Origin of the sequence: Brasilonema octagenarum UFV-OR1 (assembly GCF_963888615.1) — a bacterium.
Classification (GTDB): Bacteria; Cyanobacteriota; Cyanobacteriia; order Cyanobacteriales; family Nostocaceae; genus Brasilonema; species Brasilonema sennae.
Window position 1 is genome coordinate 20,053 of sequence record NZ_CAWPKW010000251.1, and the last position, 23,521, is coordinate 43,573.

A 23,521-nucleotide genomic window follows, 5' to 3' on the forward strand; every position below is an offset into this window, starting at 1 on the left:
TTATTATTACTTATGAGTTTTGTCAGCAAGCATGACTACTAAACCTAACTAATAACCGTTTTCAACTTTCTTTATGACAACAGAAATAAATATTCCTTCTTTAGCCAATATTGAGTACATTCCATATATTGACGATAATGGTCAATTGCCAGAACAATTGCAAGGTAAAATTGGAGTATACGCAATTTTTGATCAAGAAAAAGTGTTGCAGTTTGTAGGATATTCCCGTGATGTTTATCTCAGCTTGAAGCAGCACTTAGTACGTCAACCCAAAAATTGTTATTGGGTGAAAGCTGAAACAATTGAACGTCCTAATCGTACGATTTTAGAAAAGATAGAGCAAACTTGGATTGCTGAAAATGGCACTGTCCCTACTGGAAATCAAGATAATAAAGACAAGTGGACGCAAGCGATAGATGCCAAAGCAACCATGACGCCTGAAGAACAGGCAAATTATAACAATCCTGCCAATGATGAAATAGCGCAAACTAAAATCATTAAAAATGTGGCACGTCGCGTAGAAGCTGAAATCATAGCAGTTTTAGAATTACGTGGTTTACAAACACAAATTCGCTTTCATCCTAAGTTGAAAGAAAACGGCTTGTTGGATTTGAAATAAGACCGTTGCATATTTACTGTAACTGACTGTAGAGGTATCAGGTATAGGGGGTCATTACCCACATTTACTAAGATGTATGGTCTGATGTTTCCGTCGCCTAATGTGGCATTTTGGCAACCAGATTGATTTTGTGAGCAGTATTGTAGCTGTTAATAGGTGATTGCACCAAAAAGCAATCAGAAAGCTAAAACTCCTCTTTTCGGTTAATGACGAGCCTCGTACTGTACGATACTAAATCAGTATTAATCGTTATGCTTTCATGGTTTGCATCCTCCCCAGGCTTGTCACCTGGGGATTTCTTTGGTCAATTTAACTTGTACGAGATTTAACTAGTAATGATGTTAAATTTTTTCATCTAGTTTCTTTTTTCCTGTTCTTCTTTTTTAGGGATGTAAATGTGAACAAGAAAATTCAGATCATCGGGGAGCATCATGTGAATATGGACGATGAACGCGGTAGTGGTAGATTTTGCTTAGAGGTGTTGAGATTAGCTAATCTGTACTTCACCAACAAAGTATCTGTGTGGGATTCCAGTTTTGCTGTAAAGGGCAGTGCTCTTTCTGGTAACTTGCAAACATCATCCTCTCAACCGACAAACAAGCAAATTTCTCTCTCAAGTGCTTTGGAACTCAAACAACCAGGAATCTTATTCTGTGCTTGGCAAAGGATTCAACAAAATTTTGCAGCAATTCCCGTTCTGTTTACAAATAATTTCGGGATTTCGGCATTGGTTGCGGAGTTTTTCCAAAAAAGGGTTCAAACCCCTCTCTCTGATATGAGCAATATGGGTCTAATATCAATTTAGAGAGTTTATTGGAGAGTTTGTTTTTGCAGTAGTTACAAAATCTATAATCTATCACTAGCCATGAAGTACCTTTGGCGGTGGGTTTCCAGTTCGGTTTGGTTTGATGCAAGTATACTAGTTTGTCGCAAGACACCATGTTGATAGTGGCTTGTAGAAAATGCTCTTAATATTTAGTTGAGAAGCTCTAATAAGGGTTTTTAAAGAAACTCTAACTCACGAGCCACATAGTTGCGTTATCAAATCGTGGACTTTTTTCCAGTTAGCAATAGTTAATAACAAGAAAATTTAGATTCAACCAATGCCTCTAGTTTTTCTAGACTAGATTGCTGTTTTTGTCTGAAGTTTTTAAGGTTGATTCTGGTTACTTGTTGACGTACATATTAGCACGTTCAAAGACAAAACGATCAACACTTTTTGGTGTGAGTTGGAAAATAATTATCAGGCAAGCACTACCAACTAGCGCCTTGCATAAATATTTGCCTTTTCCTTAAATCAGTGCCACCTGTCAGCCACACTCGCTGTATGCGTATGGTGAGACAAGCTGCTGCTTTGAGGGAAACCTTAAAAGTAGGCTAGTGGCTTAGAACTGCTACCACTGAGCGAAACCTTACGTGATAACTGGTAAAGTGACATGTTCATCGCTTCATTCATGCAAGTATGAATTGTGTGAATAGAGGTAAGCTTTTGTCTGGCACTACCTTTTGTCAGTGCGAAGTCCAGAAATTATGCTTGTAAAAAATCTGAACATCTGCTGATTACAACGACAGTATCTATCGATTACAAAAGAAGCAGACATGAATCAGTTGATGACAACTGTATCAATTCGTGTCTTATGGATGTCATAGGAGGTTTTCTTGTTAAAGCGACAAACTAAAACATACCGCACAGCACTTGCACCGTGGGCTGTTGTTCAGTTGGTTTCACCAACCGAGCGAATTGTGATGAATCGATTCCGCAGCCGCAGTGATGCCGATGGTCATCTTACAATTTTGCAGCGGCTGATGCCACAAGCTGATTTACGAGTGATTGTTGACGTAGAGCAAGACAATTAAAAAATTTCGACATTACTTACAGATCTAGGAACGGATACCTAAACGCTGTATAATCCAATGATGAGAAAACTGCCATCTTCCGTAATTCCCTCTTGCACTTGGAGTCGTCCCATCGGTTTAGGTTGGGACGAACCTTACACAGTCCGTTATGCCAGCAATATTGATGATGGTTCTTGGCACGGTATGCCTTTGGGCGGTTTTGGTGCAGGTTGTATTGGTCGTTCCTCACGGGGAGATTTTAATTTGTGGCACATTGACGGCGGTGAACATGTATTCAAAAACATCCCCGCGTGTCAATTCAGTGTATTTGAATCTTTTGGCTCATCCTCGCAAGCCTGCGCTTTGTGTACTGAACCTCCTGAAGACGCAAGCCTTAGAACATGGCAGTGGTATCCGGGAAGTAAGAAAGTAGGGAGAGAAGAAAACAGTGAGGAAGTGAAACAAACTTCTGTGACTCCCTCATCACCCCAATCCCAAACGGGAACTTATCACGCTCTATACCCTCGTAGCTGGTTTGTTTATCAAGGGGTGTTTCAAGCAGAGTTAACCTGTGAGCAATTCTCTCCTATTTGGGCAGGAAATTATCAACAAGCAAGCTATCCAGTCGCGGTGTTTCTGTGGACTGCACACAACCCAACTCATGCACCTATTAGTCTTAGTATCATGCTGACTTGGGAAAATATGGTTGGCTGGTTTACTAATGCTGTGAAATCTCCTCTGGTTCGGGTGCGGGATGATGGAAGCCCAGTTTATGAGTATCAGCCACGTTTAGGCGAAAGTCAAGGTAATTTTAACCGGATAGTTGAAAACAACGAAAGTATTGGATTGTTGTTGGAGCCGGTTAATATGACTGAACCCCCTCAAGAAGGAGAGGGACAGTGGTGTATTGCTACTCGCAAACAACCAAATGTTGAAGTCCAGTACCACACGCGTTGGAATCCAGTTGGGACTGGGGAAGAAGTCTGGCAAAGCTTCGCCCAAGATGGCTCTTTGCCTAATCACGTCGATAATACTCCAGCAGCAGAAGGTGAACAGATAGGGGTGGCTCTTGCTGTACGTTTCACTCTTCAACCAGGCGAAACTCTCGAAATTCCCTTCGCACTGACTTGGGATTTGCCGATCACAGAATTTGCCGCCGGGACTACATATTATCGCAGATATACCGACTTTTTTGGTAAAAGTGGAAAGAATGCTTGGACAATAGCATCCACCACTTTAGCAGAATATCATGTTTGGCAACAACAGATTCAATCTTGGCAACAGCCAATTATTGAGCGCCAAGACTTGCCAGACTGGTTCAAAATGGCTCTGTTTAATGAGCTTTATGATCTGACCAGTGGTGGAACTCTCTGGAGTGCGGCAAGCGATCGCGACCCTGTTGGTCAGTTTGCCGTATTAGAGTGCTTAGATTACCGCTGGTATGAAAGTTTGGATGTGCGGCTTTATGGTTCTTTCGCCCTCTTGATGCTGTTTCCAGAACTAGAGAAGGCGGTGATACGTGCCTTTGCACGAGCAATTCCCAGTTGTGACGAGACACACCGTATTATTGGCTACTATTACGTGATTGGTGCGGAAAGTCCGATGGCAGTTCGTAAAACCGCAGGCGCTACACCTCACGATTTAGGTGCACCAAACGAACATGTCTGGGAGAAAACAAATTATACAAGTTATCAAGATTGCAATCTTTGGAAAGATTTAGGTTGTGATTTTGTATTGCAAGTGTACCGAGACTTCCTGCTGACAGGTGCTGACGATGTGGAATTCCTGGCAGAGTGTTGGAATCCTGTTGTGCAAACTCTAGACTACCTGAAAAGGTTTGATAAAGATGAAGATGGTATTCCGGAAAATTCTGGCGCGCCTGACCAAACTTTTGATGACTGGCGCTTGGTAGGAGTCAGCGCTTATTGTGGTGGGTTGTGGTTGGCGGCAATGGAAGCGGCGATCGCCATTTGCGATATTTTATTAAACTCCATAGATCAAAAGGAAAACACCTCTACACAGGAGTGCGATCGCCCTTGGAAAGCATCCATTGACATAGAGGAATTGGTTCAACAAAAGTCTATCTACGAAACTTGGCTGACACAATCTCGCCCTATTTACCAAGAAAAACTCTGGAATGGGCAATACTATCGACTGGATAGTGAGAGTGGATCTGATGTGGTTATGGCAGACCAGTTATGTGGGCAATTCTATGCTCGTTTGTTGGGTCTACCGGATATTGTACCTGTTGAGTGCATCCTCTCTGCTTTAAAAACTGTTTACGATGCTTGTTTCCTCAAGTTTTACGATGGGAAGTTCGGTGCTGCTAACGGTGTTCGTCCTGATGGTTCCCCAGAGAACCCCAACGCAACTCATCCCTTGGAGATTTGGACGGGAATAAATTTTGGATTGGCGGCTTTTCTTGTGCAAATGGAAATGAAGGATGAAGCTTTTAGGATTGTATACGCTGTCGTGCAGCAAATTTATGAGAATGGGCTACAATTCCGCACACCTGAAGCTATCACTGTTGTTGGTACTTTCCGTGCTAGTACTTATCTTCGTGCTATGGCAATTTGGGCAATTTATTTGCTCATTGATTAGCCATAGGTTACAGGTTAGGGATTTTTACCTGCTGCCTATTTTCTATGCGAAATTAACATTTTATACCTAACAATTCAAGTCGTTTTTATCTGTCAGACAATATTTTTTCACCTCTTTCCGGACTTGAGCTACTAACTCCAGAAGTATTATTTAGGACTGCTCTTATAATATATCGATTCACACCGAGTTTTAAGGGCTTATAAGTAGGGAGTTACTGTTGAACAATCTAAAAACTAGTAGCTTGAAATACATGAAAAACTAGTAATGTAGAGAAATGTTTACAGATGACAAGTTTCCGGGTAGGGAGTTTCTTTCAATTCAAAATTGCTGTAAATCTTTTTTGAAAGGCTTCTCAATCTTTTCGCTTCAACACAAAACAACATTGTCCAGTTTATTTAAACACACAGACGAAACGATGAATATATTTTCGTCGTGAACAGTTCACTGAGAACAGAAATTTATAGGTAAAGAGCAGTTCTTTCCAAGGTTCAGAGTTCAAAAGCTGCTGAAACCATAGCAAATATTGATTTTTACCAACAAGCAATTCATCTGTGCCCTTGAATGATCCGGTTATGGCGTCGCTATCTTTTTATTCAACAACAGAGTTCATCAGATTGTGGTGCAGATTATCTGGCGATGATTAGCTGTTGTAGTGGTAAATGTTAGTCGCGATCGTTGCTTGAAACGCCACTTGCTAGCCAGCGCCAGTACGTCTGTGTAATTCCTACAGACAGACTACACCAAAGTGTAGCCTGTCATAAACATACTTCAAGGGTTTTAAGGATAGCAAATGGCGTGTGATTAGTGTGAAATATTTTCCCTTCTACACGGCTTCTTTACATCCTACTCAGTACTAAGAAACAACTGAACTGTGTAGCGTCAAAATTTCAAATAAATACAAGTATTTTTTAAATTTAGCGAGCAGCATATTGTACGACTTCTCCTTTTTGACTGAAAAATTCAAGAAATCTACACAGTCGCACTATGCTACTTTTGCTTTCTCAAATACCTTAGACAGTGTTTGGTTGTAATTAAGACAGTCTATCTCTAAGAAGTCTTAAAATTTTACCATGAATATGTCATGTCATCAGAATATATCAGCATTATTTTAAGATTTTTTGTGCCAAGTCCATAACAAACTCATCGTAGATTTGGATTTGCCTGTGAAAATGAAAATTTAACTATGTGGTGGATCTTAAGTGAGATAACGATAACAATATGTTTTCCGGCAATTGTAAAAAATATTCTCACGAATTCTCTCTAGTAAAGATTGTCTAAATGCTACTTTTGCTGATATATTTTGAAAGTATTAGAACATTTACTCACATCTCAAATCTAGATACTTCTTGAGGAGATAAAAGCCTTACATTCAGTGTGTATGAGGGGTATTACCCCCTAATATCTAACACTTTAGACAGAAAACGTAAAGTTGATAAAAATTGAGTTAATCTAGAAAGATAATCGAAATAACGTTGAAAAAAAATAATTTAGGAGATGACATTTACGGCAAAAAATAGTATAAATACGAATATGGGGATTAAGGATTAGGGATGCTTAATTTTTCTCATCAACCCTAAAAAGTATGCTATTTTACTTAATGACTCCTAATTATTTGGTATAAAAATGGAAGTTAGTTGTAACAGAAACAAATAACTTAATTAGGGGAGAGTAAAATTTTAAAAAGATAAAATTGCATCTACGGAAAGCCACTAGAAAATTTTTCAGAGCAGATATATAACATGGATAAGGTAAATTAAGTTCTCTGGTAAAGTAAGCAAAAGTTACAGTCGATAACTCACCAGCAACTGAGTGGTCTGGAAATCAAAATTGTAAGTTTAATAACCCTCTATTGTATTGTGTCCGTCTGTAGAAATTGCTTTTCTAAAAACTAGCTGCTGAATTTCATCGAAACATAACATCATTCCGGCTTAGCAGCAAAAAGACTTGAATAGAAAGTCAGGTTTGGGATCATCAGGACAGATCATGAACAGTATCATCAGGTCAAATGCAGTGGAAACCTTAAGCACAACAGAGAATACAGGGATAAATTTTCATAAGTTGTATCCCTGCTGTGATTCGGTTTCACAAACAGCATTCATCTACGCAAATCATTTAACTTCAATAAAAGAGGCTTTACCAAAAGCACCTATAGAGACACGCTTCCCGAGGGTTACAAAGCCTCAAATAGCAAATAAAAATGCAGGATATTGCTCTACATCCTTAGAGACATTGCTTGATCAACTACCTTTAACCGTTGCTCATTTAGTCACGTTGAGGAGCATAACTTTTTTTACAACGGTTGTTGTTTGGGCGTGGACAGGAAAGATTCAACAGGTCAGTCATGTTCGAGAAAAATTTGTAGCACTAGATTCGCCTCACAAACTTCAGCTACAAGATCTGAGCAAAGTCCTTAAGACTGGAGTTAAAGAAGTTCAAGAGTTCAAAACAGGTCAGGTTGTTGCAGAATTTGACACAGAGCCTTTGCTTTCAAAAGTTGAAGTGCAAAACCAAGATTTAGCACCCGACCAAACACACTTCAACCACATCAAAGATTTGATGGCTCGAACTCGAACACTTGCTCAAACTCGTGCATTAGCCAGAGCAGAAGAGAGCAAAGCTGGCTTAGGAGCATCAGATAAACTCGAACCACAAAACGCAGAAATGCCAACACAGCCTACAGAACGACTAAACCAAAGGCAGATTCAGCAATTGGTTATGGGAATGACTAACTTGCAAAATAAAAAAGTGCAAATCAATCTTGATGCATTTAGAAAGGTCGATTTCAGTACTAGTTAAAAAAGCTACATCTATTCTCTCAACACCAAAACTCCCAGCCGCTGCAAAATAGTTCCCTATCGCCCTATCACTGATATTTCCTTTAAAGCAATGCAATATCTGCAAACAGGCAAGAACAGTTGATATACCTTCAATTGAACACAAATAACCAAAGAAACTGATCAGCTAATTTACTTTCACAACAACACAAATACCATGAACCAAAATATGTCTTGCAGTCATCAGTTAGATAAAAAACTTCCTCCAGAACAATTCGACCAAGTCGTTGAGGCTATTCTTGCTGGTAAGTATTCCTGGGCTTGTGTTCTTATGCTACGTTTTGCAGGCTACAATCCTCTACATTACATTCCCTACCGTACTTACAACCGACTGCTTAAAGAAAATTCTCATGTTAGTAGGTCAAATCAACAGGAAAACGAAAATCTCAAAGTTACTAATATCTCTTCTGACAAAAGGTCCCAAAGCCATCTCACATCAACTAACTGCCTCAGCAAAATTAAAGATAGACCATTACTTGAGGTGGTTGGTAAGAAATAAACAAAAACCCGTGGTGGGAATTTGGAACAGTGGTTAACAACACAAGTGGACGAATATGAATCCACCAGTCCTGAAATGGCTTCAGAACAAGTTAATCTTTTCTCTTAAATTCTGTAAATTCAATTACACACTTGCTGGAGTCAATAGATTCACAAAAGACACATCTTTGGGTTGTTTAGTATCTGCCATGCTGATTTACAGCGATTTTCATCTATTTGAACCACTATTTTTTATAGGGGTACAAGGCATTGCGCCCCGGAGAGTGTGGTTTATTTACCCGAAAACTGCTGTAATATCTATAGCATGGCGGTTTTGAAGTTAAAAACCGAAGTTGTGGAGCAAAAATCTCACCCCTGTCCCCTTATGCCCAATGCCCTATGCCTTAAAGGCAAGCTACTTTGCGAACGTGGGAACTCGGAGTACCCGTCTTTTTGCCTAACAGAGGGTGTCCGTGAGGGCGGAGTAAGCTGATACGTACTTGGTTAAAAATCTAGAGTTTCTCTAAGTTTTAAACTTTAACTGATCCATATTCTGCTATGGATAACTTGATAAGTAACTACGCAATTTAGATAACTGACAGCTTTTTATTTTAAATATGCCAAAGTGGCATATTGATACAACCTATTTTGTATAAATTATAAATAACATCAAAGAAATCGATTGATGCCTAAAATTTATTCTAAAGGAGAGAAGAAATGATTATATATAATTTTTCTTAACTGTTAAATATGTCGAATCTGTTGCCGAAATCGTCAGCATCTTGTAGAGTATATAACTTCTACACGTAGACCAACAGATCCAAAGTTGCAAATGGTGGTTCTTTTTCACAAAAAGTCTCAGCAAAGAGAAATTGGAGTGGTATCTTCCCCCAATCCAAAGATGTAAGGCTGCTACCTAATCTATTCTAGGTTGTAGCAAAGCTGACAGAACTTTTAGTGTGAAAAACGAAATAGCAACACCAGACTGTTGTCAAGGCTTGTAGAACTTATAGTTTTTTCTTACTTGTGTGTGAATAAGTGTCATCCTACTCCTCCCAAAATAGGACTGTCACTGCGCAAGTTTACTTGTAATTTATGTAGAAATCACTGGAAGCTCAAACGATAAGTTAGCTTCCAGTTTTTGTTTTAATACGGTTCGCTTAAAGCTAAAAACACTGAAACAATCTAGATTGAGCAGGACACTTGTGTGCCAAAAGTTGTCTGTTGCTTACGTTTCCTCCCAAGCGCACAACCCCATAAGTCTTATCAAAAAGAACTCAGAACTCAGAACTGAGGAATCAGAATAAGAAAGAAAGAAAGACAAGCGCATAAATTGTAGAGTTCAGCGAACGGAAGTCTTTGAGTTTAAAACCCCACCGTCTATACGGTCGCCAGTACTGCGGGAGGGCTTTAATGAGCTTTGTCGAAGGGTAACCCTGGTGCAGGATAAGAGCGTTGTATTCAATTGGTTGGGTGCTGCACCGATCCAATCATATTGCTGGGTTCTGCCTTCTGACAACTGAATTCTTCTTCAAGTATCTGGGCTTTAGGCAGTCGCAAAGGCGCGGGAAACTCATCATTCGCACGCTCCGTTTCTTCCAGAGGGAAAATGCCTAATGCTATCGTCTGGGAAGCGGCTCAAAGGGTGTCTACAAGCCGGGACATGCACCGCAGGTGTATTCAACGAGGGTTTAGTCAAGGAGATAGGCTACCAGCCCTTCCTCGGAACTGCTCACTGTCTCACCACTACGTACGTACCGCTACATACGTAGGCATCTAGAAAGAAGCCAGGCTGAGAGCAGATTCACTTGAGGCAACCTGTGCTAGTAAAGATATTACTTTTTCGAATTATGTTTTGTTAATACTGTCAATACTACTAAAGTATGAAATTCTTATGCTTTAGTTAGTTACATGAAAATCACTTGTGTAGTTGACGTTTAAAGATACAACTTTTTACTTTTGACTTTTTCTCAAAATGTATTATTGGTTACTCAATGCCAACTTTTATTTCAAATTATTAAAAAATAATATGAATTTAGATTTTTATACACAAAATTTTTTTTTTACACAAACATTAATATAAAATAATGATAAAGTTAATATATTTTTTTTCAAAAGTAAAGATGAAGAATAAAGACTTTATAAAGACCTCTTGACAAGAGGTACGAAAATTTACTAATAAATTGTTTGGTAGTTTCATTGAAGGAGTGTGCTAGATTAATTCCTGGAGTTGTTTTTTTATCACTCCCAAGTCTCATAACCCATATTCCTGATTGAAGAGCAACCTAGTAGGTGCTCCATTGGTAGGTAAAAATTATATTCTTGCCTGCGGTCACCAATTTCTCGCTGCAGGCGCGAAAATAACGAATTTATACTGTTTCGACAGCAAAGTTAACTGTTTTTCTTTTCTGAAGTTACCTGGAAGTTCCTTGTAAACAGAATTCACCCTGAGCCAGACAGACTCAGATCTTTGCTCTGCCAAATTCTGATTAGTTCTTAGGTTTCGGTTGGATTTTGATTCAATTTCAGATACAGTGGCTATCTTGCAGGATACTTAGAAGGAGTCCTTCGACTCATGATCAAGTAACTGCTTGTATACTCTCTAACATCATATTAACAACATAGTGTTGTATGTAAAGGATCTAACAGCCATGTTTTTCAGTTTGTTGACTCAGGGATGCTTACTGCCATTTACTAATAAAATTTATTCTTACTTTGTTAGTCGGTGCGTCTTTATAGCTTTCTCTTTAAATTCAAATAAATTTGATGTGTTTGCAACTCTTTGATTACTCTATTCGTTGCGGTTACCCCAGAAACCGGAAGATAGAAGAATCAAAGTATATAAACCTGGGATAGCCCCCCTAAACCCCATAACAGTAGGGGAGCGGTTCCCAAGGTTAGCTATACGTCAAACACACAATTAATTAGCTTCCCAGGACTAATTAAGTATGTGGCTGTCAACCCTTTGCGCGGGAACTTGCAACAGCTACAGCGGATTCATGTGCCCACTTTTTTGACGTTAACTAATATTATGTTACACCAGATAACTCAACGGCAAGCTTTTGCAAGCTTAAATAGCACTATTGATAGATGGGTGTATGCTACTCTGCAACTGCTGGCTCAACGAGAGTGTAGTTTACGGTCAACCAGTTTAGTTGAGAGTAAAGACTGAATTGTTGTGGAGGAAGAAACGAAATGTCATCAGAATTTTTGCAGCAACTGTGTCAACAACTTGCTGATGCTTTTGAGCAGGTTGTTTCACAACAGGAACTAGCAGGGTGTATTGCACAGGCAGAAATCCTGGAACCAACACCCACAAAGCAGTTTTTGCAAACAACAGACAGTATTGCCGGAATTTATATAGTTCTTCGTGGCAAAGTCAGACTCTTAGATAGCGCAGAGAACTTAATCACAACCCTAGGTACAGGTTCTTGCTTCGCAGAAGCCACCTTGTTTCCAGAACAAGACTTTTTACCATATATTGCCAAAGCTTCAACTAACCTCAAGCTTTGCTATCTCAAACTAGAGATATTAAAAGCTTTGATAGATAATAATCCCAAGTTTCGCGATCGCCTACTGCAACGCGCTCAATTATGGGACTTACTACTGCGATGTCGGCAAAATTCGCAAATCGAGTGCCCGCCACCAGATGTACCAGAAATACTAAAAGGTTTATCTTATTTCTCTCAACACTTTTTGGATAGCAACCAAAAAATATCGCTACCCAAAGATAGTAAATTGTGGCTGGTGTACAAAGGAGAACTGCGACATACAAATGGTCAAAGTTTGACACCAGGACAAATTATTACACACTCAGATCAGGGAGATTGGCAAACAACTGAGCCAACGATCGCCTACGATCTCAAAGAAACACAATGGCAAACGGTAATTGAACACGCTCAGCAATTAGCACAGTTGGTAGAACCCGAACAAGGTTCACCCGCACCTCAAGAACAGAAGTCACGTCCTCGCAAATCAAAATCAGAACAAATTACTCCTTCTGGAAACGTCATCCCTTTTCGCCACCGGGAGTCAGCGACAACAAGACAAGAGCCACCAAAAAAATCACGCCCTTACTTTCCAACTCCCAAAGTCAAAGTCGGGCAAGCGTGGGGACAACTAACCAAAAGCTACCCATTTTTTGCACAGCAAAGTGCTGCTGATTGTGGTGCCGCGTGCCTGGTAATGATAGCACGCTATTGGGGCAAACGCCTAAATCTGAATCGACTGCGGGAGTCAGCTAACGTCAACAAGTCTGGTGCATCACTCAGTGCTTTAGCCGCCACCGCCGAAAATGTTGGCTTTGCAACCCGTCCCGTCAAAGCCAGCTTTGATAAACTAGCACAACAATCCCTACCAGCGATTGTCCATTGGGAAGGCAAACACTACATCGTCCTCTATGAAATTACCTCAAAACGAGTGATTGTGGGTGACCCTGGGATTGGTCAACGCATTCTCAGCCCAAAGGAATTTCAGGCAGGTTGGACTGGATACGCCTTATTGCTGCAACCCACATCTGTACTCAAAGAAACAGAAGATGACAGCACAGGCATTTGGAGGTTTTTTGAGCTACTCAAACCCCACACTTGGGTACTACTGGAAGTTTTCTTTGCTTCAATACTGATTCAGGCGTTTGGGCTAATCACGCCCCTATTTACCCAACTACTTTTTGATAGAGTCATTGTTCAGGGTAGCACCTCTACATTAAACGCTGTCTGTGTTGGGTTGATCATATTTGGTTTGTTCAGCATCGCTGTGAATGGCTTAAGGCAATATCTTTTAGCGCATACAGCAAACCGTGTCAGCATTGCACTGTTGGTAGGTTTCATCAAACATACCCTACGCTTACCTTTATCGTTCTTCGAGTCCCGCTACGTCGGAGATATTGTCTCTCGCATCCAAGAAAACCAAAAAATTCAACAATTCCTGACTGGCGAAACGCTGTCAATCATTCTGGATTTGTTGACGGTGATTATTTATGCAGGATTGATGTTTTGGTATAACTGGCGGATGGCACTTCTAGGGTTAATGACTGTACCGCCATTTTTTATCCTGACACTAGCTTCTACAAACATCTTGCGTCGGATGTCCAGAGAGATTTTCAATGCAGGCGCGGAACAAAGCAGTTATCTGATTCAAGCCCTCACAGGTATTCGTTCTGTGCGTTCAATGTCAATTGAACATACCGTGCGTTGGCGTTGGGAAGAACTGCTGAATACTTTGACCAAAAAATCTTTTAGCGCACAGATTATTGGCAATAACCTGCAAATTATTAGTGGTGTCATCGACACTGTGATGCATACGGCATTGCTATGGTACGGGGCCTCGCTAGTGATTAATCAAGAACTCACCATAGGACAACTGATTGCTTTTAATATGTTATTGGGCAATGTCCTTAGCCCTTTCAAACGACTTAGCGTGGTGTGGAATCAATTCCAAGAAATTGTGATTTCTGTGGAACGCATCAACGATGTCCTGGATGCAGAACCAGAAGAAGACTTGCAAACTAAACCCCGCAAGCCTTTGCGTCAGATGCGCGGTCACATTCGCTTTGATAATGTCACTTTCCGCTATCACTCAGAAAGCCAGACGAACGTCCTGGAAAATCTCAGCTTTGAAATTAAGCCGGAACAAACAGTTGCGGTGGTGGGACGCAGTGGTTCAGGAAAGACAACCTTGTCAAAGTTAATGTTGGGTCTATATCCTGCAAGCGAAGGCAAGGTCTTAGTCGATGGTCACGATGTCAGTAGTATCACTCTTAAATCCCTGCGACAACAAATGGGTGTGGTAGACCAAGATACTTTCTTGTTTGGTGGTACAATTCGAGAAAACATTGGTATCGCCCATCCAGAAGCCTCTTTAGAAGAAATTATAGAAGCAGCACGTTTGGCTGGAGCAGATGAATTTATTCAGCAGATGGCAATGGGTTACGACACCGAAATTGGTGAAGGTGGTGGGATGCTTTCTGGCGGACAACGCCAACGTCTGGCGATCGCCCGCGCCTTGCTAGGTAATCCCCGATTTATAATTTTCGATGAAGCCACCAGTAGCCTGGATGCAGAATCCGAACGAATCATTCAGAACAACCTAAAAACTATTCTTCAAGGACGCACGAGTCTGATTATTGCTCATCGCCTTTCCACTGTCCGCAACGCTGATTTAATTCTGGTGTTAGACCGAGGTGTCTTGATCGAAAGCGGGACACACGACGAATTAATCGTTAAAAAAGGACATTATTACTACCTGAATCAACAACAACTTGCTCATGTAGGTTAAGTTTCTACAGTTAGCAGTGATCACCTAAATGATCATTGATTTCGCGAACCATTAGCCGAAAACTATTAGGACTTACGCACTGTACAAAGAAAAATGTGGATTAACTAAACTGCAACCGTTAATGACGTTTTTCTTGAAAACCATGTACAAAATACTCACCAAATCCTCATATTTCATGTGTATGTTGCAAATGACAATTATCATTGAGCCGAAATAATGCGTCTTAAAAAAAGTTCAAACCTAAGATTTGACTCAATTCACATAATCAATTTTTTGACAATGCGTAAGTCTTAACTATGCCAAACACATCTCGTGATCCCTCATCTGGAGTTCCGCCCCAGTCAGATCCGCAGAAAAACTACATTCCTTCAGCAAAAAGTGCGGAATCTACTGAGTCATCTAAGCATACAGAAGCAACAGATGATACACAAAATTGGTTTTCTGGAACCGAAGAACTGTTAGATGCTTTACCTAAAGTTTGGACGCGTTCTTCGCTGTACTTGTTGACAGCTTTTGCCCTGATTGTCTTACCTTGGGCGATGTTCTCAAAGGTTGATGAGACAGAGAGTGCTAGAGGACGTCTTGAACCTAAAGGTGCAACCCAAAAATTAGATAGTCCAGTGGGTGGAAGTGTGACTGCTGTCAAGGTCAAAGAAGGCGAAACTGTAAAAGCAGGTCAAGTTTTATTGGAATTGGACTCACAGGTTGTCAAAACTGAACTTAACCAGGTTCAAACAAAGTTGGACGGACTCCAAAATCGGCGAAAGAGCTCAGAGCTACTCAAAAATCAATTAACGCTTTCTGTGCGTACTCAGCAACAACAAAACCAAGCTCAACTCTTAGCAAAGCAGTCTCAAGTGGACCAGGCGCGACGGAATTTAGATACTCTCAAATCCGTTTATAACTTACAGAAAGAGGAAAAACTGGCGAAAGTAGACCAGGTGCAACAAGCTCTCGATTCTAGTAAGGCAGCTTATAAATTAGCAGAAGTTCGTTTTCAAGCCTCTCAACAAAAAGTCCCACGCTATAAAAAAGCCTATCAAGATGGTGTCATGCCACAAGAGCGTTTTGAGGAAATCCAACAGTCTGCAAAGGAAAACTACGAATACCTTCTGCGAGCGAAATCTGATATTGCTCAGACTCAGTCGAGCTTAAAAGAACAACAAAGCAGTTATCAAAGAACCATTCAGCAAGCTCAGTCTGAAATCCAGCAAGCACAACTCAAAGCGGAGGAAGAACAACGCAATTATCAAAGCCTGGTTCATACAGGTGAACTTGCACAACTCAAAGCAGAGGAACAACTCAAAGAACTGCAAGCACAAATTGATTCTGTTCAATCGGAAATTTCCCAAACTCAAAGTCAATTAACAGCCTCAAATATTCAGTTGCAGCAACGAGTAGTGCGATCGCCTATTGATGGTGTGATTTTTGAATTTCCCACTACCAAACCGGGAGCCGTACTACAACCAGGTCAAAGAGTTGCTCAAATTGCACCATTACAAGTTGGTGTAGTACTCAAGGCTGTGATACCAAACCAGCACAGTGGCTTCTTAAAAGCGGGTATGCCTGCCAAAGTCAAGTTTGATGCTTATCCTTTCCAGGAGTATGGCATTGTGTCAGCAAAAGTTAATTGGATTTCTCCAGACTCCAAAGTTACCCAAACGCCTCAAGGGAATGTAGAAAACTTTGAGTTAGAAATTACTTTGGATAAACAGTATATCGAGAATGGCAACAAACGTCTTCAATTCATTCCTGGACAGACTGCAACCGCTGAGGTGGTTATCCGCCAGCGGCGTATCATAGACTTCATCCTAGATCCATTTAAGAAATTGCACAAAGGTGGCTTAAACGTTTAGTCAAAAGTCAACTTCAACAGTGAACAGTACCAGCTGCAATGAACAAGGGGTGGATGAGTCCGTTTCCTACCTGATAACTGGTAACTGATAACTGATAACTGTTTTAAATTCCCAGGAGAATCGTCTCGTGTCAGAACCTTTGACCATTTCGTCCTCAGACCTGATTCAGAGTCTAAAGCTTTGTTGTCAAATCCCTGATGTTGTGCAAGCGATCGCAACCCAAAAAATTATTGCATCAGCTGCCCAAGAAGCAGGTATTCAAGTCTTAGAACAAGAAGTTCAACAGGAAGGAGATAGATTACGCTTTGCCAAAAAACTAGTCAAAGCTCAAGACACTTGGAACTGGCTCAAAAAACATCATCTCTCTCTGCCTGAGTTTGAACAATTGATCCATAACAAGGTACTAGCCACTAAGTTAGCTCATCACCTCTTTGCTGGGCATATAGAACGCTTCTTTTATGAAAACCAACTCAATTACGTTGGTGCTGCCACATATGAAGTCATCTTGGATGACACAGACTTAGCTCTAGAACTGTTTTATTCTCTGCAATCAAACGAAATCATTTTCCAAGAAATAGCTCGTGAATATATTCAACAGCCTGAACTTCGACGTGCTGGAGGATATAAAGGAATACGACGTCGTAAAGATTTTCGACCAGAGATTGCAGCGGCTGTGTTTGCTGCTACTCCACCGTCCCCTCTCAAGCCGATTTCAACCTCCAAGGGAGTTTATTTGATTTGGGTAGAGGAAATTGTTCAACCTATCTTGGATGAGCAGTTGCGTGAGCAAATTCAGCAGGAATTGTTTGATCATTGGTTGAAGGAACAAGTTACATCGATGGAAATCGTTACTGATTTAGATGTAGGTTTTCAAGCATCAACAGAACTGCCTAAGCAAGCTTGATTTCCTTATTCAGTAAAAAAATTTTAACTTTCTAACCAATTTGCTAGCGACTTATCCTACTTTTATGCAGCAGGATATAGGGGTTTCTTTTTTCTAAAAAAGAGCTAACAGTCTTTTCTGAGCATAAGAAACAAGAGCATGAGCAATTAAAAACATTACACAAGGGGAAAAACTTAACATTACTTACTTTCAATTTGACTGACACATTAACTTTATAAAAAGCCAAATATATTTCATTAAAGTCGATACAATTAGCTTTGTATTGGCTAATTTGTTGTTTTTAGCTATATAAAAAAAGATAACTTTAATAAGTCAAAAATATTGTTTTTTTTATTTATATAAGTGAAAATTATAAACATTTTTTCGAAAAATAGTTGACTTATAAATTGAATGTTGTATATTTATAAATGTAAGCAAAAAACGCTTACACAAATTCCCAGAACAAAAACACAAAACATAATTTCCCAGGAGAAACCCCATGATTATTTCTGATTTGAATCTTTTGGAAACCGTTGAAGGCGCTGAAATTGTTGGTGGTATCGGCCTCACCAAAAATGTTAACCTGACCACAGGTTCAACACAAAATTTTAACGTTAATATTGCTCTGTTGGCTAACAAGAGCATCACCTCTTCCCTGACTAGCACTGTAAACGCTGTAGGTAACTCATCTATCAACATTTACGACAACACTGCTTCAGGTAACAACTCATATACTGAATCTAATGTCACCAATACTGTGATTGCGGGTGTAGGTTCTGAATCTGCTGGTGTCTTAACAGCTGGTGCTAGATTATAGTATATACTCCATAAGGGGTATAAAATGTTGACATTTTTTTGTCAATAAAATTATGAAAATGCTGAATATTTTATCTTTTTTTAGATGAAATATTTCAGCATATTTCTATTTGACAGGAAAACTGTCCAACTGCTCTTTATTGATGAACTCAGTCAAAAGTGAATTAAAAACATAGAAAAGCAATGTTGATCTTGGATCTCGATTATTTAGACTCTGTTTCTGAAGAAAATACCATGCATTTACATGGTGGTGGGAAGGCTTTAGCATTTACTGCATATTTGGCACGTGCTTTTGGTCCTTCAACCTACACTGGTACTCTTGCTGTAAATCAAGCAGTTGCTGGCACTAGTAGTCCTTCGGCTAGCAGTTATGCTGAAGCGATTGCAATTTCTGGAGGTAGTTCTGCGAGTAGCTCTGCTACTAGCGTTTTTTCTCTTTCCTCTGTTTCAAATTAACTCAACTTGTCATTAATCTGGCTTACCAAGAATATCTAAACTTAAATCATTTGGATGAAGTGTAACATGGATCAATTAGAAATCATTGACTTAGATTTTTGTGAAGTCGTAACTGAAGAAGATCTTCACGTAACAGGTGGATTACGGCTCGCTGATTTATTTAATCTGTTACCACAATTAGAAGGTTACGAAGTAACAGACGTAAGTTCCGATGACAAATCTGTTATAAAAAAATTAAGTAAACCTGGAGTTGTCGGATATGAAGTCTTAACAGATGATGGCAAGTTTAAATCTCGTTCCGTTACGTTATTTGCAAACAATTCTAATGGAACAATTGCTGGATCTTTTATAAGGAGTGTTTCATCAACATAACATAATAAAGTGAGTTGTCAGAAACGCTAAGGGTGTATCGCTAACTAAAAGCACATTTGCAATAAGTCTATAAAACAACAAACGGTTGGTATAATTATGGAAGAGCATGAGAAAGTTGTCGTTAAACGGATAGTCTCACCAGATGGCAAAGTTGTTGCGGAAGTAAAAGATTTTGTTAAAGCATCTGGTGATGGTAAAACTAAGATTATTCAAAGCGTTTCAGTAAAAGTTTCATCTGATAACAATTCCAGCAGTTCTTCACAATCTGGGTATAGTTCTATTTCTTGTGGTAATTAACAGGGAATAAGAACAGTTAGCACTTTAACTTCGTGCAATTTTGAGCTATTAACAATATCTTTACGTAAACCCAAGTGCATGCAATCATGCTTACGCTGTAAGGCGTGCTGTAGCCATACAAAGGAGCGTCTGGGCAGCAGATACACTTAGCATGCCCGTAGCGGCTCAGGATTTAGGACTGCTATTTTCTGGAACTTTTACAGCAAAATTCGCCAGGGAGCATCTGCACTCAGCTATCGCTGTTATTTTGCAGACAAACTTTACAATTGGAGAAAAGTTGAAGTTCATGGCATCAGAAACTGTATTTTTACAACCAACCAATACAACTCCTAATCCCAACCCTAATTTTGCTAACGCTACAGGGCTTTTTACTCTGTTCAACTATAGTCAACCTTCAGCATCTTTTTTGACTGCTTCCCAAGCGGACACATTGGTTCGCGGTGGGGTAGCTACTGCTATTGGTGACGCTAGAGCTATTTTCAACAATGACCCAACTTTCTCTGTGCTCTTCAATGACAGTACTGGGATTGGTTTAGATGGTCCGTATGCAGGAAGTTCCAACAGTCAAACTAAAGTTGTTGCTAATTTTGCAGTTAAGGCGAATCTTGCTTTCCGTTTCGATTTTTTAGCAGATGTCGCACTGACAGCTAAAGAAATTGAAAATCCGAATGCTGAATATAACGAGGCTAAATCGAAAACTGCTTTCGTGGTGTTAGACACCAAAGATCCCAATAAACCCAAGGTCTTAGATTATTTTGGCATCACTGGTAACTTAATTTCCTCTAAAAAAGTTGGCGAACTGAAGATTGGTGGTAGTAAGAATGTCAACATTGCCACTCCCAATCAAACTCGTGATGTTGATGGCAACAATGGGCAAGACTCCGTCACAGGCAAGTATAGTGGAACTTACCAGCAGACGTTTAAGCAAGATACCAATATAACTGTAGTGGAAATTCAAGCCACTGCAGTTACCTTTTTGGGGGATACTTTAATCGGCAATCTGGGAAAAGATGTCACATATGGCACGATAGGAGATGATAAACTGAGTGGCAGCGATGGTGCTAGTAAAATATATGGCAGCCTAGGAAATGATACTCTGGATGGAAACAAAGGTGATGATATCCTCGAAGGAGGTCCAGGCAATGATCGGCTATATGGAGATGCAGGTAATGATAAACTCAGTGGTGGTTCCGGCGATGACATCCTGACTGGTGGTCGTGGTAGTGATGTGTTGGTTGGTGGCGACGGCTATGACCAATTTGTATTTAAAGGTGGCGATAATTCAAGTAGTGACTACGACATCATCAAAGACTTCCAGGTTGGTACCGATAAGCTAGTATTCCAAAACTGGACTCTTCTGAGTCCTGATAAATGGTTAAAAGAGATGTTTTCTCAAGGTAACATAACCGATACCAAGGATGGTGTTCTCTTCGATTTTGAGCGTGGATGGACTGAAGGAAAATTACTGCTTGCGGGTGTAAATTCCAGTCAGATTAACTCTCAATCAATAGTGTTTACTTGGGGTTTTTAGCGGCTAATTGCCCTCTAAAACATCGACTTAGTATTTAAAATTGCTGTAGTGAATTGCCATTATCGGAAAATTTTTGAGCCAATAAGCCAATAGAGTTCAGTTAAGGCAAATATAGAACTTGTAGGTTGGTTGAAAAACGAACGCGACTGCGTGTCCGCAGGACAGAAACCAGCACTTACCTTTGTTCTGTTGGGTTGGGTGATCGTTGATCCAACCTACTGTTTTCTTAATTAGGAAATTTGAGGCTATAAGCGCGATCTGCCGTTCGCGTAGCGTGCGCTTTGCGCTTAGGGAGCAGCGTTTGCGCAGCGCCAAAGTCTGCCGGGGGGAGTATCCCCCCGGCGAGCTTTGCCCCTTAGGGGCTAGCTATCGCCCTTATTTACCCAAAGGGTTTTCTTCCAGAAAACCCTCTGGGCATAGGGGAGGCGAAGCGATCGCTTATTAAATAGCTCGATCTCATCTGGGTACAGCCATGAATACTGAAAATATTTTAGAATCTAACATTAAGTCTTTGATCGTAATCGCGACGCAGAAGCATCAGTCAGGTCAATTGGATGAAGCTGAATCGCTATATAAACAAATATTACAATTCCAACCCCAATTAGAAAACCAATATTACGCGATCGCAAGTTGCAATTTAGGAAGTTTATTTGAGCAGCAGGGTAAGTTAGACGCAGCGTTGAAGTCCTATCAAGAAGCATTAAGACTCAAACCTGACTATGCTGATGTTCATTACAATTTAGGAAATGTCTTCCTGCAACAAGGCAAGTTAGAAACAGCGTCGAAGTCTTACCAGCAAGCGTTAAACGTTAAACCTGACTATGCTGAAGCTCATAATAATTTGGGAAGTGTCTTCCTACAACAGGACAATTTAGACGCAGCATTAAAGTCCTATCAACAAGCATTGAACATTAAATCTGACTATGCTGAGGCTCATTACAATTTAGGAAATGTCTTGCTGCAACAAGGCGAGTTAGAAAGAGCGTTGAAGTCTTATCAGCAAGCATTAAGCCTTAAACCCAACTATGCTCAAGCAAAATTTGGCATTTGTACGGTTCAGCTACCAATTATTTATTCCAATTTTGACGACATTCAGTTGAGGCGAAATAATTATCAGCAATGTCTCCAAAATCTGGCTTACCATTATCAAGCCGCTACTCCCGAAGAAAGGACAGAGGGGGCTAAAGCGGTCGGTTTCGTACAGCCTTTTTATCTGGCTTATCAAGGTTTAAATAATCGTCCTTTACAGCAAATATATGGGGAAATGATTGCTGGGCTGATGTCGAATCGCTGTCCCCAATACAGCCAAGCTATTCCCCTACCAGATTTGCAACCGAACGAAAAAATTCGCATCGGTTTTGTTTCCAGATTTTTTTACAATCATTCTAATTGGAAAATCCCGATTAAGGGTTGGGTAGAAAACCTGGATAGAAGTGAGTTTGAATTATTTGGATATCATACTGGTTCCAAACAAGATCAGGAAACTCTAATAGCAGCGAAAGTTTTTGATAAATTTACTCAAAAACGATTGTTGTTAGAACAATGGTGTGAAACCATTCAAAAAGACAAGTTACACATCCTAATTTTTCCAGAATTTGGGATGGATCCGCTGACAGTGAAGTTGGGTTGCTTAAGACTAGCTCCCATTCAAATCACATCTTGGGGACATCCGGATACAAGTGGGTTACCAACGATAGACTACTACTTGAGCAGTGAGTTAATGGAACCAGAAAACGCTCAAGAACACTATACAGAAAAGTTAGTTAGGTTGCCCAATCTATCGATTCATTACACGCCATTGGCGATTAAACCTCAAGTCATAAACAAAAAAGAAATAGGCATCAAAAATGACGAATTAATGTTCTGGTGCTGTCAAGCATTATTCAAGTATTTACCGCAACATGATGATGTCTTTCCTCGAATTGCTAAAGATTTAGGTAGTTGCAAGTTTGTATTTATTCAAAATAACAGAGGTGAATGTGTGACCGAAGTCTTTGAGCAGCGGTTAAGCCGTGCTTTTAAGGAATTCGGACTCAATTATCAAGACTACTGCATCTTTTTGCCTTATATGGATAGCAGGAGGTTTGCTGGAATGGCAGCTATCGCCGATGTCTTCCTAGATAGCATTGGTTGGTCGGGATGTAATTCGACTATGGACGCGATCGCTCATAATATTCCCGTCGTCACCTTGCCAGGAGATTTGATGCGGGGACGCCATACCCTAGCAATACTCAAAATGATGGGCATAGAAGAAACCATTGCTGCGACTAAAGAAGATTATGTGAAAATTGCAGTTCGTCTTGGGCAAGATTCTGAATATCGTCAATACATTAAGAAGCAAGTTGCTGACCAAAAATATAAGTTATATCATGATTTAAAACCAGTTAGAGCACTTGAAAATTTTCTTTTAAATGTAGTTGGTAAAAAAACCAGAATCCATCAATTTAATCGGGATAGTGATTCAGATTCAAATGTTCAATATCTCATCAACCGAGCTATTGATAAACATGAGTGTAAAGATTTTTATGAAGCGGAATCTCTCTACAAGCAGATATTAAAAATTCAGCCCACTTATGTTCTCGCTCAAATATCCTTAGCACAAGTATTGCAAGCGCAAATAAATTATGTGAGGCGACCGAAGCTTACCAAAAAGTTTTAAATCTCTAC

General features: G+C 40.0%; 16 protein-coding genes. All 16 read left to right on the top strand.

The window, feature by feature from the left end; all coding sequences use genetic code 11:
* Window positions 1–73 precede the first annotated feature (73 nt).
* Window positions 74–619, top strand: coding sequence for a GIY-YIG nuclease family protein (locus tag AC5590_RS20435; RefSeq protein ID WP_169265281.1), 546 nt, complete (start codon window positions 74–76; stop codon window positions 617–619).
* A gap of 397 nt (window positions 620–1,016) precedes the next feature.
* Entirely contained in the window at window positions 1,017–1,424 is a 408-nt protein-coding gene (locus AC5590_RS20440; protein ID WP_169265282.1) for a hypothetical protein, read from the top strand.
* 854 nt (window positions 1,425–2,278) lie between these two features.
* A complete protein-coding gene (locus tag AC5590_RS20445) occupies window positions 2,279–2,476 on the top strand; it encodes a hypothetical protein (protein WP_169265283.1) in 198 nt (65 codons plus the stop codon).
* A gap of 60 nt (window positions 2,477–2,536) precedes the next feature.
* Window positions 2,537–5,056, top strand: coding sequence for a GH116 family glycosyl hydrolase (locus tag AC5590_RS20450; protein WP_169265298.1), 2,520 nt, complete (start codon window positions 2,537–2,539; stop codon window positions 5,054–5,056).
* Between the two features lie 1,983 nt (window positions 5,057–7,039).
* A complete protein-coding gene (locus AC5590_RS20455) occupies window positions 7,040–7,852 on the top strand; it encodes an HlyD family secretion protein (RefSeq protein ID WP_169265284.1) in 813 nt (270 codons plus the stop codon).
* A gap of 195 nt (window positions 7,853–8,047) precedes the next feature.
* Window positions 8,048–8,389 (top strand): HetP family heterocyst commitment protein, encoded by a 342-nt coding sequence (locus AC5590_RS20460; RefSeq protein WP_169265285.1) that lies wholly within the window; start codon window positions 8,048–8,050, stop codon window positions 8,387–8,389.
* A gap of 2,928 nt (window positions 8,390–11,317) precedes the next feature.
* Window positions 11,318–11,539 carry a hypothetical protein gene (locus tag AC5590_RS20465; protein WP_169265286.1) on the top strand — a complete coding sequence of 74 codons (222 nt, stop codon included), beginning with the start codon at window positions 11,318–11,320 and terminating at the stop codon, window positions 11,537–11,539.
* 23 nt (window positions 11,540–11,562) lie between these two features.
* On the top strand, window positions 11,563–14,643 hold the full coding sequence (locus AC5590_RS20470; protein ID WP_169265287.1) for a peptidase domain-containing ABC transporter: 3,081 nt from the start codon (window positions 11,563–11,565) through the stop codon (window positions 14,641–14,643).
* A gap of 296 nt (window positions 14,644–14,939) precedes the next feature.
* A complete protein-coding gene (locus AC5590_RS20475) occupies window positions 14,940–16,499 on the top strand; it encodes a beta-barrel domain-containing protein (protein WP_169265288.1) in 1,560 nt (519 codons plus the stop codon).
* Between the two features lie 127 nt (window positions 16,500–16,626).
* Complete coding sequence (locus AC5590_RS20480; RefSeq protein WP_169265289.1) at window positions 16,627–17,403, top strand: peptidylprolyl isomerase; 777 nt, start codon at window positions 16,627–16,629, stop codon at window positions 17,401–17,403.
* A 478-nt stretch (window positions 17,404–17,881) separates the two neighbouring features.
* Window positions 17,882–18,199, top strand: a complete 318-nt coding sequence (locus tag AC5590_RS20485; RefSeq protein WP_169265290.1) for a hypothetical protein — start codon at window positions 17,882–17,884, stop codon at window positions 18,197–18,199.
* A 182-nt stretch (window positions 18,200–18,381) separates the two neighbouring features.
* Entirely contained in the window at window positions 18,382–18,654 is a 273-nt protein-coding gene (locus AC5590_RS20490; protein WP_169265291.1) for a hypothetical protein, read from the top strand.
* 66 nt (window positions 18,655–18,720) lie between these two features.
* Window positions 18,721–19,026 carry a hypothetical protein gene (locus AC5590_RS20495; RefSeq protein WP_169265292.1) on the top strand — a complete coding sequence of 102 codons (306 nt, stop codon included), beginning with the start codon at window positions 18,721–18,723 and terminating at the stop codon, window positions 19,024–19,026.
* A 96-nt stretch (window positions 19,027–19,122) separates the two neighbouring features.
* Entirely contained in the window at window positions 19,123–19,323 is a 201-nt protein-coding gene (locus AC5590_RS20500) for a hypothetical protein (protein ID WP_169265293.1), read from the top strand.
* A gap of 151 nt (window positions 19,324–19,474) precedes the next feature.
* A complete protein-coding gene (locus AC5590_RS20505) occupies window positions 19,475–20,854 on the top strand; it encodes a calcium-binding protein (RefSeq protein WP_169265294.1) in 1,380 nt (459 codons plus the stop codon).
* A gap of 472 nt (window positions 20,855–21,326) precedes the next feature.
* Window positions 21,327–23,513, top strand: a complete 2,187-nt coding sequence (locus tag AC5590_RS20510; protein WP_169265295.1) for an O-linked N-acetylglucosamine transferase, SPINDLY family protein — start codon at window positions 21,327–21,329, stop codon at window positions 23,511–23,513.
* Window positions 23,514–23,521 lie beyond the last annotated feature (8 nt).